At 40.0% G+C, this 13,951-nt stretch carries 13 protein-coding genes; 9 read left to right on the plus strand and 4 right to left on the minus strand.

Annotation, left to right across the window (positions count from 1 at the left end; translation table 11 throughout):
- Positions 1–71 precede the first annotated feature (71 nt).
- The 6 genes from surA to I6E78_RS01130 all read left to right on the plus strand — a co-directional run bounded on the left by surA (position 72) and on the right by I6E78_RS01130 (position 6,637).
- Positions 72–1,367 carry a peptidylprolyl isomerase SurA gene (surA, locus tag I6E78_RS01105; protein WP_011329281.1) on the plus strand — a complete coding sequence of 432 codons (1,296 nt, stop codon included), beginning with the start codon at positions 72–74 and terminating at the stop codon, positions 1,365–1,367.
- Between the two features lie 2 nt (positions 1,368–1,369).
- Complete coding sequence (gene pdxA / locus I6E78_RS01110; RefSeq protein ID WP_011329282.1) at positions 1,370–2,362, plus strand: 4-hydroxythreonine-4-phosphate dehydrogenase PdxA; 993 nt, start codon at positions 1,370–1,372, stop codon at positions 2,360–2,362.
- Positions 2,359–3,165 (plus strand): 16S rRNA (adenine(1518)-N(6)/adenine(1519)-N(6))-dimethyltransferase RsmA, encoded by an 807-nt coding sequence (rsmA, locus tag I6E78_RS01115; protein WP_011329283.1) that lies wholly within the window; start codon positions 2,359–2,361, stop codon positions 3,163–3,165. Before pdxA ends, rsmA begins: the two co-directional genes overlap by 4 nt.
- Positions 3,149–3,538 (plus strand): Co2+/Mg2+ efflux protein ApaG, encoded by a 390-nt coding sequence (gene apaG, locus I6E78_RS01120; protein WP_011329284.1) that lies wholly within the window; start codon positions 3,149–3,151, stop codon positions 3,536–3,538. Before rsmA ends, apaG begins: the two co-directional genes overlap by 17 nt.
- A gap of 12 nt (positions 3,539–3,550) precedes the next feature.
- Positions 3,551–4,369, plus strand: a complete 819-nt coding sequence (locus I6E78_RS01125) for a symmetrical bis(5'-nucleosyl)-tetraphosphatase (RefSeq protein ID WP_089368769.1) — start codon at positions 3,551–3,553, stop codon at positions 4,367–4,369.
- Between the two features lie 252 nt (positions 4,370–4,621).
- Positions 4,622–6,637 carry a methyl-accepting chemotaxis protein gene (locus I6E78_RS01130; RefSeq protein WP_182676543.1) on the plus strand — a complete coding sequence of 672 codons (2,016 nt, stop codon included), beginning with the start codon at positions 4,622–4,624 and terminating at the stop codon, positions 6,635–6,637.
- A 56-nt stretch (positions 6,638–6,693) separates the two neighbouring features.
- On the opposite strand, the gene rfaH is transcribed toward I6E78_RS01130, so the two are convergent.
- From rfaH to radC, 4 genes are all read right to left on the minus strand, one after another.
- A complete protein-coding gene (gene rfaH, locus I6E78_RS01135) occupies positions 6,694–7,179 on the minus strand; it encodes a transcription/translation regulatory transformer protein RfaH (RefSeq protein ID WP_197107650.1) in 486 nt (161 codons plus the stop codon).
- Between the two features lie 316 nt (positions 7,180–7,495).
- A complete protein-coding gene (gene rpmG / locus I6E78_RS01140; RefSeq protein ID WP_004335545.1) occupies positions 7,496–7,651 on the minus strand; it encodes a 50S ribosomal protein L33 in 156 nt (51 codons plus the stop codon).
- A gap of 11 nt (positions 7,652–7,662) precedes the next feature.
- A complete protein-coding gene (gene rpmB, locus I6E78_RS01145) occupies positions 7,663–7,899 on the minus strand; it encodes a 50S ribosomal protein L28 (protein ID WP_041454777.1) in 237 nt (78 codons plus the stop codon).
- Positions 7,900–8,172: 273 nt separating this feature from the next.
- A complete protein-coding gene (gene radC / locus I6E78_RS01150) occupies positions 8,173–8,847 on the minus strand; it encodes a RadC family protein (RefSeq protein WP_011329290.1) in 675 nt (224 codons plus the stop codon).
- A 143-nt stretch (positions 8,848–8,990) separates the two neighbouring features.
- On the opposite strand from radC, the gene coaBC reads away from it, so the two are divergent.
- From coaBC to I6E78_RS01165, 3 genes are all read left to right on the plus strand, one after another.
- Positions 8,991–10,184 (plus strand): bifunctional phosphopantothenoylcysteine decarboxylase/phosphopantothenate--cysteine ligase CoaBC, encoded by a 1,194-nt coding sequence (gene coaBC, locus I6E78_RS01155; protein ID WP_086997701.1) that lies wholly within the window; start codon positions 8,991–8,993, stop codon positions 10,182–10,184.
- Between the two features lie 158 nt (positions 10,185–10,342).
- On the plus strand, positions 10,343–10,930 hold the full coding sequence (slmA, locus tag I6E78_RS01160) for a nucleoid occlusion factor SlmA (protein WP_011329292.1): 588 nt from the start codon (positions 10,343–10,345) through the stop codon (positions 10,928–10,930).
- Between the two features lie 161 nt (positions 10,931–11,091).
- Positions 11,092–13,872, plus strand: coding sequence for an alpha/beta hydrolase family protein (locus I6E78_RS01165; RefSeq protein ID WP_197181811.1), 2,781 nt, complete (start codon positions 11,092–11,094; stop codon positions 13,870–13,872).
- Positions 13,873–13,951: the final 79 nt, after the last annotated feature.

The raw sequence follows: 13,951 nt of genomic DNA on the forward strand, positions 1-13,951 counted from the left end.
TTAATTAACGCTAAAAATTGAGTATTCCCTAGGATCACAACAGTACTATTAGCAAGAGTAGTAAAAAGAATATGAATTTAAAAAAATTATTAACATCAGCAGTTTTAAGTATTAGCTTATGCCAAAGCGCATTTGCAGCTCCGGTTGAAATCGACAAAGTTATTGGCATAGTCAACCAAGGAGTTATTTTAAAAAGTGAAGTGGACACCATAGTTAACCGTGTTAAAAAGCAAGCTGAAGAACAGAGTCAGGAGCTTCCTAAAGACGAAACATTACGTGTCCAGGCCGTAGAGCGATTAGTTAACCAAACACTCATGATGCAAATGGCTGAGCGTATGGGGTTAGAGATTTCAGACAGCCAACTAGATCAAACACTTGCAAGTATGGCTAAAGAGCAAGGCGGTAGCATTGCAGATTTACGTCGTACTATTGAGGGCTCGGGAGAAAGCTTTCAAGCATACCGTGAAGAAATTCGTAAAGAGATCACTACGCAACAAGTTATGCGCGCCAATGTTGATCGCCGTGTTTATGTAAGCGAGCAAGAAGTAGATAACTTACTAAAAATTATGGAAAGCCAAGGTCAAAACGCAGAAGAGTATGACATTGGCCATATTTTAATTGATATTCCTAGTGATGCTAGCGCCGATGAAATTGCGTCAGCTAAAACGCGCGCAGACAAAGTAATTGAATTACTTAATGACGAGCAAGAATTTAAACGCATTGCTATTTCATCATCAAGCGGCTCTCAAGCACTTGAAGGTGGACAACTAGGTTGGATGGGCATTAACGAAATGCCGTCGTTATTTGCTGAAGCCGTAAAAGGTAAAAAGCAAGGCGCTATTATTGGTCCGCTGCGCTCTGGTGCTGGTTTTCATATTATAAAAGTCCAAGATGTTCGTGGTCGTCAAGTTGTAGAAACAACTGAAACTCGCTCACGTCATATTTTAATAAAACCATCTATTATTTTAAGTGAAGAAAAAGCACGTAGTATGCTTGCCGGTTTTGTAAAAGACTTACGCGCTGATAAAGCCGACTTTGCAAAACTTGCTAAAGAATACTCAGAAGATCCAGGCTCAGCCCTTAAAGGTGGTGAGTACGATTGGGCTGATCCAACTAGCTATGTTCCTGCCTTTAGAGATACTTTATTATCACTTAAGCAAAATGAAATTAGCGAACCATTTAGAAGCCAATTCGGTTGGCATATTGTGCAGTTACTCGATACCCGTGTAGCTGATAAAACCGAGCAAGCTAAACGCAACCGCGCCCATGGCATGCTATTTAATCGTAAATTTAAAGAAGAAAGCTTTAACTGGCAGCAAGAAATGCGCGAACAAGCCCATGTTGAAATTTTCCCAATAGACGAATAACTATGACATTACGTATCGCAATTACCCCTGGTGAGCCTGCGGGCATTGGTCCAGATTTACTGTTAAAACTTGCCCAACAAACTTGGGACGCACAGCTTGTTGCCATTGCCGACGCGAATATGCTTAAGCAACGTGCTAAACATTTAGGCTTAAGTATAAAGCTAATAGAGTTTGATCAGCATGCTGCAGCAACGCCTGCACCAGCAGGAAGCCTTTACCTACATCAAGTAGATGTAGCTGAGCCTGTAGAGCTAGGTGTGCTTAACGATGCTAATGGCCAATACGTATTAGACACTTTGCGTATTGCCAGTGAAAAAAACATGGATGGCACTTTTGCAGCAGTTGTTACCGGCCCAGTACATAAAGGCATTATTAATAAAGCCGGTATTTCGTTTAGTGGCCACACCGAGTATTTTGCACAACAGTCGAATACCGCAGATGTAGTAATGATGCTTGCTACGCAAGGCCTAAGAGTAGCGCTGGTAACGACGCATATTCCGCTTGCCTATGTATCGCGTGCTATTACAGAGGATCGGCTAATCAAAGTAGCGAGTATTTTAAACCACGACTTACAAACTAAGTTTGGTATAGAAAAGCCGCGTATTTTAGTCTGTGGTTTAAATCCTCATGCTGGTGAAGATGGCCATTTAGGCCGTGAAGAAATAGATACCATTATTCCAACACTTGAAATACTTAACAACCAAGGTATGAACCTGATTGGTCCACTCCCTGCCGACACTTTATTTCAAGATAAATACCTAAATGAAGCCGATGCCGTATTAGCTATGTATCACGATCAGGGGCTACCTGTGCTAAAATACAAGGGATTTGGTAACTCGGTAAATATTACCTTAGGTTTACCATTTATTCGCACCTCAGTAGATCATGGTACTGCTCTGGATTTGGCAGGCAAAGGTACTGCTGATGTTGGCAGTTTTGAATTAGCGATCCGCGAAGCAATTAAGCTCGCCCAAGAAAAAGCACAAAATCAATGACCGATAAAGTACATTTAGGACACCGCGCCCGTAAACGTTTTGGACAAAACTTTTTATTTGATGACATGATCATCGGTAAAATAGTGAGCGCAATCGATCCTAAACCAGAAGATAACCTAGTAGAGATTGGTCCAGGCCTTGGCGCAATTACTGAACCGGTAGCCGAATTAAGCGGCCATTTAACGGTTGTAGAATTAGATAAAGATTTGGCACAGCGTTTAATTGAACACCCATTTTTGGGACCTAAATTAACCGTAAACCAAGGCGATGCAATGACCTTTGATTTTGCAAGCTTGGTGAGAGATGACAAAAAACTAAAAGTGTTTGGTAACTTACCGTATAACATTTCGACTCCGTTATTATTTCATCTTTTTGAATTTGCAGACAATATTGAGCACATGCACTTTATGCTGCAAAAAGAAGTAGTAAAACGCATGGTTGCAGGCCCGGGGAGCAAAACCTTTGGTCGTTTAAGCGTAATGACTCAGTACTACTGTAATGCAATGCCGGTTATAGAAGTACCGCCTGAGTGCTTTAAACCTGCGCCTAAAGTAGATTCGGCGGTTATTCGCTTAATCCCTAAAAAGCCTGAACAACGCACTGCAAAAAGCGTGAAAATTTTAAATAACGTTTGCCTAGAAGCTTTTAACCAGCGTCGTAAAACACTACGCAATAGTTTAAGCAACTTACTAACTGCAGATGAGCTAACCAGCATTGGCATAGATGTTACTTTGCGTGCTGAGCGCTTATCGTTACAACAATTTATTGACATAGCAAATTGGATTTATGACAACAAGCAGTAATATTGGATCGCCTGTAAAGGTATCTGTTGAAACATTTTATGTAGAAGAGCAGTCGCAACCTGAACTCGAAAAGTTTGTATTTGCTTATTCTGTAACCATTAAAAACCACAGTTTGTGTAGCGCTAAATTACTGAGCCGTTATTGGTTAATTACCGATGCAAATGGCAAAGAAATTGAAGTGCAAGGCGAAGGTGTGGTCGGCGAAAACCCAGTTATAGCACCCGGCGAAAGTTATAAATATACCAGTGGGGCAATACTAGATACCCCTGTAGGTACTATGCAAGGGCATTATACGTTACGTAACGAGTTTGGCACTGAGTTTAAAGCGCCTATTAACGTGTTTCGTTTAGCCTGCCCTAACATACTGCACTAGTACACTATAAGCATGGCTGACTACGCAATAGGTGATTTGCAAGGCTGCTTTAACGAGTTTAACGCGTTACTCCAACGCGTTAACTTTAATCCAAGTAAAGATCATCTCTACTTGGTGGGCGATATAGTCGCTCGAGGCCCTGACTCACTAGCCTGTTTAGAGTACTTATACAAACACCAAAATAGCATTACAGTTACGCTAGGCAATCATGACTTACACCTGATTGCCTGCTATCTACTTAATAAACCACCCAACCCTAATGATAAATTAGCAGCTGTATTCAATAGCACTAAACTCCCCCACTATATTGCATTTTTACAAACTCAGCCTTTGGCACTTTACCTTAAGCAGTACAATAGCTTTATATCCCATGCTGGGCTCAACCCTGACTGGTCGATAGCACAAGCCTTACAACATGCTCAGTTTGCTCAGCATTGTTACAGCTCGCCTAAAGCGCATGACTTTTTTGCAAACATGTACCAACCTCACCCCATTAATAACCCTAATGAACTTAATAACTATGAAAAGTTTAGATACATAGTTAACTACTTTACCCGTATGCGATTTTTAACTGCCGATAACCAACTCGACTTAAGTGCAAAAGGGGAAGTAACAAGTGGCAATAACTTAACCCCTTGGTTTATGCATCCAGCAATAACAACGGCTAAACAAACGCTTATTTTTGGCCACTGGGCAGCATTAAATGGTAAAACACCTCATAATCATTTATTAGCCTTAGACACCGGATGTGTTTGGGGAGGCGCCATGACCTTAATAGAATTAAAAAGCAAACAAAAAACTGTAGAAAAATCACAACTTTCGTCTAAATAAACTGAAATAAAGTAATACATCTGTTAAGTTTAATGTCGCATGTTGAAACTTTGTAACTACAACCTGTTCACATTAAGTTGGCATTATATTTAGTAGCAAAAATAGCACTCCTATAATTAGAGCTACGCATGGCCATTGCTTAATTAAAAATAATCAACACAGATTAAACAATTAAAATTAACTTTAATTACTTAACTTATTGCAATACAAGCCGATAAGTTTTAACTGATATACTTTAGAATGGAAATCCGTATGAATTTAACAGTGAGCCAGCGTATTTGGGGTGGATTTATTTTCATCACTCTACTGCTTTTAATAATTGGCGGTAACTCTTTAATAAAAATAGCAAATATTGATCGCTCCACCCAAAAAGTAAATCAGTTGTCGCTGCCCGCTTTAAATAAAAGCGCTGAATTACAAGCCGAGTTTATTTTAATGAGCAAAGCTGCTCAAGCTAGTTTTTATACCTCTTCTGCAGAGCAACTAGAACCAATAAAAAACCAAGTGCTCGAACAAAAGCAGTTATTCAATACGCTGCATAGTGAATTACAAGAAGTGGTTAAAAACGATCCACTATTGAGTAAAAGTAGCCAACAAGTTGAAACAACCTATTTAAGTTTTTTAAGCACGGTAGAGGGCTTACTTGCCGACAAAGCTAAACAGCTAGCACTGAATAAAATGTTAAAAGCGCAACTAGAAAGCATAGAGCTTGCCGCCGAAGATGCAAACTCAATTGTACTCGATATTATTGATATAAACGGCTTAGAGCAAAGTAACCCACGCGCTTACCAGGCTGCTAATAATCTTGAAAACAATTTTATGTCTGTAGTAAGCAACAGTACCGACATGCTAACGGTTAAAACGCTTAATACCTTAGATATTGTAAAAAATGAGCAAGTATACTACTTCGAAGAAGTGACCCGCACCGTAGCGCTAATTAAACCAGCCATAGAGCAAAGCCATAGTGGTTTATACAATAGTCTAAAAGAATACGTAGACACGCTAGAGAGCAACATTGTAGGTAACAATAGCCTTGCTGCGAATAAAAAACGCTTAATCGATGCAATTAGCCTTACTGAACGTGAACTTGCAGAGTCTGAGCAAGCAACTAAAACAGCGCTAAATCAAATTGACGTACTTGTAAAACAAGCCAGCGATGTTGCTTTTTCATTGCAAAAAGGGGTGCGCAGCGACGTAGATTCTGCAAACTTGTGGACTTGGATAGGCATGATAATAGCCACCATAATTGCAATTATCGTGGCAGTCGTTACAGTTAATCGCATTACTAAACCACTGGCTGAAGTTAACCGCATTTTAGATATTGTAGCAAGTGGCGATATGACACAGCGCCTAGATGACAGTGCCAAAGATGAGTTTGGTGAGCTATCTAAAAGCTGTAACACCTTAATTGATAGCCTTCGCAGTTTAATTAAAGGCATTATTTCACGCTCAACTCAGCTTGCAGCTGCATCAGAGCAAACCTCAACAATTACTGGCGAATCAAGTAAAGCAATTCGTAATCAGCAAGCACAAGTTGAACAGGCAGCTACAGCAACAACAGAAATGAGTAGTACATCACAAACGGTAAGTAATAGCGCTCAACAGGCGTTACATGAGATTAAAAATGCCGATAAAGAAGCCGAGCGCGTTAAAGACATTTCAAATCAAAATAAAGCCACTATTGAGCAACTAGCTTACGAAGTTGATGAAGCGTCGAATGTTATTAATAAGCTCCACAAAGACAGCGCATCGATTGGCAGTATATTAGATGTGATTCGCGGTATTGCTGATCAAACAAACTTATTGGCATTAAATGCCGCGATTGAAGCAGCGCGTGCAGGTGAGTATGGGCGAGGCTTTGCTGTAGTAGCAGATGAAGTACGTTCTCTGGCAAGTAAAACACAAGAATCAACCCAAGAGATTCAATCTATGATTGAGTCACTACAAAGCGGTGCAGAAGCCGCTGTATCGGCTATGGAAAAAGGTAAACAACAAGCCGTGTCGTGTGTTAAGCAAAGCGATTTAGCAAGCAGCGCTCTCGACTCGATTACTTTAGCCGTATCGCAAGCGCATAACGTGAGTGAAGAAATATCAACGGCAGCGCAAGAGCAACAACAAGTATCACAAGAAATAAGTGAGCGCTTAGAGTCCATTGTTGCTATAGCCGAGCAAACCGCTGAGGGCGCAATACAAACGACCATATCAAGTTCAGAAGTAGCAAAACTAGCAGAAGAACTTAGGTTATCAGTAGAGAACTTTAAGGTTTAATTACTGCTATAAACATTTATAAAAAGGGGAAGTAATTTATTACTTCCCCTTTTTTATTAAATTTTGCTTATTGCTTGATTACTCACGCTAATTTCTATTTGTTTGTTAAGCAAATTAATGAACAAAATACTGCGCATATCGCCATCAGGCTCTTTATAAATAGCGTCAATATTTTTAAATGACTCATTGTTTACACTCACCAAGTCACCGCTTTTAGGAACTTGCGATTCATGTGAGTGCGAACGCTCTGCTTTAAGCTGATTAATTAACTCAACGGGCACACGCTGATATGCAGCACCATAAGTTACAAAGCCACTTACTCCGCGGGTATTTTTTACCGCAAAAAAGTTACCATTCTCAGCTTCTAAACACACAAATACATAACCAGGAAATAAAGCAGACTGCTTAACAGTGCGGCGTCCTTTAACTAACTTTTCAGTAGTTAACTTTGGAAAAAATGACGCTATTCCTTGGTTTTTTAAATTAACCTGCGCACGCTCTTCTTGGCGAGGTTTACATACAACTAAATACCAACTTTCCATGGCAATTCCTACAGCCTGAGTTGAAGATAAGACAACCATAAACTAAATGAGCGCAGCATTATACTCCTATGCAAACCTTTATGTAAAATAGCCCCACAGTAAATAAGTACTCACTTAGAAAAAGTGATTTAATACGCTGATAATCAAACGAGTAGGTTTTAATTGAGGGGTAAGCGCTGATATATTACTGCTATTAGAAGCAAGCTCTAAGCTAAAGCTAAGGGCAATATTAAACAATTAAGCTATTATTTTACGTAAATCAAAAACAAAAAACCCAGCATAAGCTGGGTTTTTACATTCTAATAGAAAACTAAAATTACTTAATTTTAGCTTCTTTAAAAAGAACATGTTTACGAATCTTTGGATCAAACTTTTTGATTTCCATCTTCTCAGGCATGTTACGTTTGTTCTTGTCAGTAGTGTAGAAAAAACCAGTACCGGCAGTTGAAACTAAACGGATTTTATCGCGCATGATTCAGATCCTTAAACTTTTACGCCGCGAGCACGGATTTCTGTAAGAACCGTGTCGATGCCTTTTTTATCGATAATACGCATACCTTTAGTAGTAGTGCGTAATGTTACAAAACGTTTTTCACTTTCAACCCAAAAACGGTGTGTTTGTAGGTTAGGTAGGAAACGACGTTTAGTCGCGTTTCTCGCGTGTGAACGGTGATTACCAACCGCAGGACGCTTACCTGTAACTTGACATACTTTAGCCATGTCTATATATCTCCAATAACTTAGCTCGAGCTTAATTTTCCCTAAGGCCATGTAGTTGTGCCCTAGAGATAAATCGAAGGGCGCTCTTTATACAGCTTTTACAGGCGAAGATCAAATAACTGATCTCATCCAATCAGCTCATGTGCAAATTTGATAGCGGCTAATTATAAAGATCGAAAGCCCATAGGGAAAGTAAAAACTGCATTTAAATTAAACTAATTTGCCAAAACACACTAAACTGCTCGTTTTTAGTACTCTTCTGTAAAAGTAAAGCTAAATAAGACCTCGTTCAGCAAAAGAAACACAGGTTTCTCCTCCAACAATAATATGATCCAGCACATTTATATCTACCAATTGCAGTGCTTGTTGCAATTTATTAGTAATAAGTTTGTCGGCCTGACTCGGTTCGGCAATCCCGCTTGGGTGATTATGCGCAAAAATAACCGCTGCTGCATTATTTTTAAGTGCCGCTTTTACCACTTCTCGTGGATATACACTGGCAGAATTAATGGTGCCATAAAAAAGTATTTCATCTTTAATTAAGCGATTTTGACTATCAAGATACAGCACCATAAATACCTCCTGCTGCAAACCACGCATTTGCAAGGTTAAATAATCATATACAGCGTTTGGCGAGTTAAATATAGCATCGCGCTGGCAACGCTCCTGCATATAACGCTGGCTGAGCTCAAGCACCGCTTGCAACTGCACATACTTAGCTGTACCTAACCCTTTTTGCGCACAAAACTCTTCCATACTGGCATTAAATAAATTGTGTAGCGTTTTGTTTTCATTAAGTAAATGTTGGGCAAGCTCAATCACATTCATACCCGGCAAACCGGTGCGTAAAAATATGGCAAGCAATTCAGCATCACTGAGTGCTTTTGCGCCTTTTTCGATTAGCTTTTCGCGGGGACGCTGCGAATTAGGAAGTGAGGTTAGTTGCATTATTCATCCTTGATAAATCGGCTTATATATTAACTGTAATGCAAATTTGAAAATTAGCCTGTTATTTTCATCTTAAAAGCTTAGCTGTACGGGTCAAGATTTGTTATTTTAGCCCTAATATTAAATAAGGCTGATGGACAACCATGATTAATTTAACTAATAAAAAAATAGTGCTGGGAATTAGCGGCGGTATAGCGGCCTATAAATGCGCAGAACTGGTTAGACGCTTAAAAGAGCATGGTTGTAGTGTTAAAGTAGTTATGACTGAATCAGCAAAACATTTTATAACCCCCTTAACTATGCAAGCTGTGAGCGGTGAAATGGTTGCAGACTCCTTACTCGACCCTTCAGCAGAAGCTGCTATGGGCCATATTGAGTTTGCCAAGTGGGCCGATTTAATTTTAGTTGCCCCAGCCACCAGCAACATTATTGCTAAAATGGCGGCGGGCATTGCTGATGACTTACTCACTACCTTATTACTTGCAACTCCGGCTAAAGTCGCTATCGCACCGGCTATGAATCAGCAAATGTATGCTCACCCTGCTACACAAGCTAATTTAGCCACACTTAAGGCACGTAACGTGCTTATTTGGGGCCCAGGAAAGGGTGAGCAAGCTTGTGGCGATGTAGGCGCTGGGCGCATGCTAGAGCCTCATGAGCTAGTTGCTTTATGTATTGCAAAAGAGCAACCTCAGTTACTTGCAGGTAAAACCATTACCATAACCGCAGGCCCGACCCGAGAAGCCATTGACCCGGTACGTTTTATATCTAATCACAGCTCAGGTAAAATGGGCTACGCACTTGCTGAGGCCGCTTTATTACTTGGCGCTAAAGTTAATTTAATTTCAGGCCCGGTGACTATAAAAGCCCCTGCTGGCGTAAATTTGATCAATATAGAAAGCGCCGAGCAGCTATTAAACGAATCACTCAACTACGCACCGCGCTCAGATGCGTTTATTGGCTGCGCAGCTGTTGCCGACTACCGCGCAGCAACCGTTGCAGCACAAAAAATGAAAAAGCAAGGCGACGAGCTTACTCTTACTTTAGTTAAAAACCCGGATGTAATTGCACACGTAGCTAATTTACAGCAAAACCGCCCTTACACTGTTGGTTTTGCCGCAGAAACACAAAATGTAGCAAACTACGCAAAAGGTAAACTAAAAAATAAAAACCTGGATATGATTTGCGCTAACGATGTATCACAAAGTGATCTTGGGTTTAACGCTGACAATAATGCGCTAACCCTGTACTGGCATAATGAACAGCTTGAATTACCAACAAATAGCAAAACAGCAATTGCGCTAACAGTGATCCAACAGCTCGCTCAGAGAATATAAAAGAGCTGGAAACAAACTGAATAAAACATTAACATGCTAAACACGCGTTTACTTTTAAGAGTTTAAATTTGTTTAATTCTAAATATAAACGCGCCTTAAACATTTGAATCAAAATGACTAGCTCCTGCTAAAAGATAACTAATAAAAAAGGAATGTTCATGCCTGCGACAAAAAGAAGTAATCGCAAAGAGCAAATACTGCAAGCACTTGCACAAATGTTAGAAACCAGTCCCGGCCAGCGTATTACCACAGCAAAGCTAGCCGCTGAGGTTGGTGTATCGGAAGCAGCGTTGTATCGTCATTTTCCTAGTAAAGCACGTATGTTTGAGGGCTTAATAGAATTTATTGAAGACACGCTTTTATCTCGTATAAATCTTATTTTAGAAAACGAAAAAGAAAGCCAAGCCCGCGTTTATAATATTTTGCATTTACTACTAACGTTTGCTGAAAAGAACCCTGGTATTACCCGTATTTTAACCGGCGACGCATTGCAAGGTGAGCAAGAGCGGTTACGTGAACGAGTGCAAAGTTTCTTTGAAAAACTTGAGACCCAATTTAAACAAGTACTACGTGAGAGAAAGCTGCGTGAAGGTAAAAACTTTCAAAGTGACGAGCTAACCCTAGCCAACTTTTTACTTGCCTATGTTGAAGGTAAAATGAATCAGTTTGTACGCAGTAATTTTAGTACTAAGCCAAGCGCACAATTTGAAAAACAATGGCCGGAGCTACAAAAAATCTGGTTATAAACTCCAAATTCAACACACGTAACCTTGTGAGCCACGCTTGCAAGGTTTTTAAATTTTCACCTTCAGCCTTTCAACTCTGCTTTGCTACCACTTGTCGTATATACTCGAATTATAGACAAAACTCGTTACAATAAAATAACGCTAAAAAACGAGAACCTATAATGAAAACAAAGCTCACCCTTTTAAGCTCTGCGCTTATTGTCAGCGTAGCTAGCACCACAGTTTACGCTAAAGAGTCGCTACAATTTAACGATGTGTTTGATTTTAAATCAGCCAAAGCAACGCAGCTATCTGAAGATGGCCGTATTTTATCGCTCAGTGCAACCCCGTATCGTGGTGATGCCACAGGCCAAGTTTACTCGCTAAGCGGTAATAGCTTAATTGCAGAAGTACCGCGTGGTACTAAACCAGTTATTAATCAAGCTGCTAACTGGGTCGCATTTACCCAAGTACCCACGCTACTAGCACAAGAAACCACGAAGAAAAAAGATGCTCTAAAAAACAACCTGGTACTAGTAAATACCCAAACAGGCGAGCAACAAAGTTTTAGTAATGTGAAAGACTATAAGTTATCAAACGATGGAACTTGGCTTGCCTATCGCTTAGATCAAAAAGCAGCTAAAGGCGATGATGAAAAAGCCGAGGATGAAAGTGCCAGCACTCATGCTAATAAAAACGATAGCGCCATCACACCAGACAAAGATGATAAAACCTATCCACTGGTTATTGTAAATTTAAGCAATAAACGCAGCCACACAATTACAGATGTATTTAACTACAGTATTAGCGCAACTAACCAGCAACTATTAGTTAGCCAGAGTTACAGCGATGGTAACAACAATCAAATAGCACTGCTTAATTTAAATGACTTTGTAAGCAGCATACTCATAGATGAGCCTGGTGTTGTGGCCAATAAAATAGCCTGGCACCCGACTGAGGCAAGCGTAGCATTTACGTTAGGTAACTATGTTAACGACGACATGCGCCGTCGTAACTACAGCTTACAACTTTGGCAAAATGAGCAGCTAACAACTATTAACTCCCCCAACAAAGATTGGGGAATAGGTAAAACCGCCGCGTTAATATGGTCTGAAAATGGCGAGCGTTTATATTTTGAAAATCGCCCTAAACTAGCCGCTAAAGTAAAAGCTAAAGAGTATAGCGACGAAGCCTCACTATACGACTTTGACACTATACGAGAGCATAAAGGCTTAAAAGTATGGCATAACAACGACGCGCAAATAAAACCGCGTGAACAGCAGCAGTGGAACGAAAAAAACAAAAACCGCCATTACAGCGCGGTGTACCACATAAATTCGCAAAAAGTTACCCAGCTAAGTACTGTGAGCATGCCAGAGGTTGCGCTTAATCCGCAACGCGATACATCACTGCTTGGTTATACTGATACCCCATACCTTGAGAAAATAATGTATGGCGGCTTTTTTGCTGACTACTTTGCTGTAAATATTAATACAGGTAAACACACTCCCATTGTTAGTAACTACCCGTTTAAACCAAGTTTGGCACCTAATGGCGAGTTTGCCGCCTACTTTAGCGATAACCATATACAGCTAAAAGATTTAAAAAATAATAAAGTCACTACGCTTACACGCGCTATTGGAGCTACTTTTGCTGATGACAAGCACGACTACCCTTCAGCCCAACCAGGTTATGGTTTTGCCGGTTGGAATCAAGATAGCAGCCAACTACTTGCTTACAGTAAGTACGATATTTGGGCGTTTGATGTAAATAGCCAGCAGGCAAAACGTTTAACTAATGGTAAACAAACCAATACTCAATATCGCGTTATTAAACTTGATAAAAGCCAAGTTGGCTTTAAAAAAGACGAAACATTGCTTATATCGGCTATTAACTTACAAACTAAGCAAAGTGAAATAGCCAAGCTTGATTTAACCACCAACACAGTAACTAAAGTGCTCAGTGGTAATAAACGTTTTGATTTAGTTAAAAAAGCAAAAAATGCCGATAAATACCTATTTACTGAGCAAGCGTATCATCAGTTTCCAGACTTTTATCAAACTGACTTTAGTTTCAGTGCTCCGCAACAAGTGACTACACTTAACCCACAAATAAGTAACTTTGCCTGGGGCGAAAAACCAGAACTCATAAGCTACAAAGGCTTTGATGGCGAAGACTTACAAGGCGTACTAATTAAACCTGCGGGTTACAAAAAAGGCGAAAAAGTACCAGTAATGGTGTATTTTTACCGTTATATGAGCCAGCGCATGTACGACTTTCCTAAAATGGAATTAAACCACCGCCCTAACTTCCCTATGTTTACCTCAAACGGTTACGCGGTATTTTTACCCGACATTCGTTTTGAAATAGGCCACCCAGGTAAATCATCAACGCAAACCATGATCAACGCCACGCAAAAGCTCATTGATTTAGGCATTGCTGATAAAAATAAAATTGGTTTACAAGGTCATTCGTGGGCAGGCTACCAAAGTGCCTTTATGATCACTCAAACCGATATGTTTAAAGCGGTTGTATCGGGTGCTCCCGTGTCTAACATGACCAGCGCCTATAGTGGCATTCGTTTAAAATCGGGCTTAGCGCGTCAGTTTCAGTACGAAACAGGACAAAGCCGCATTGGTAAAAACCTTTTTGAAGCGCCAGAATTATACATAGAAAACTCACCGGTATTTTTTGCCGATAAAGTAAACACTCCTATTTTAATTATGTTTGGCGATAAAGACGACGCTGTACCTTGGCACGAAGGGGTACAGTATTACTTAGCCCTGCGCCGTGCGGGTAAAGATGCCACTTTTTTACAGTATGAAGGCGAACCTCATCACTTGAAAAAGTTTCCTAATCAAGTCGATTTTTCGATTCGTATGATGCAGTACTTTGATCATTACTTAAAAGGCAAACCCGCCGCAAAGTGGATGAAAGAAGGCGAAGCATTTATACAAGAGTAAAAATAAATGTTAAGAACCCCGATAGATTTAAGTCTATCGGGGTTTTATAATTTATTACTACCCACTTTATAATAAATAG

Source organism: Pseudoalteromonas sp. NZS127 (assembly GCF_015864805.1).
GTDB lineage: Bacteria > Pseudomonadota > Gammaproteobacteria > Enterobacterales > Alteromonadaceae > Pseudoalteromonas > Pseudoalteromonas nigrifaciens.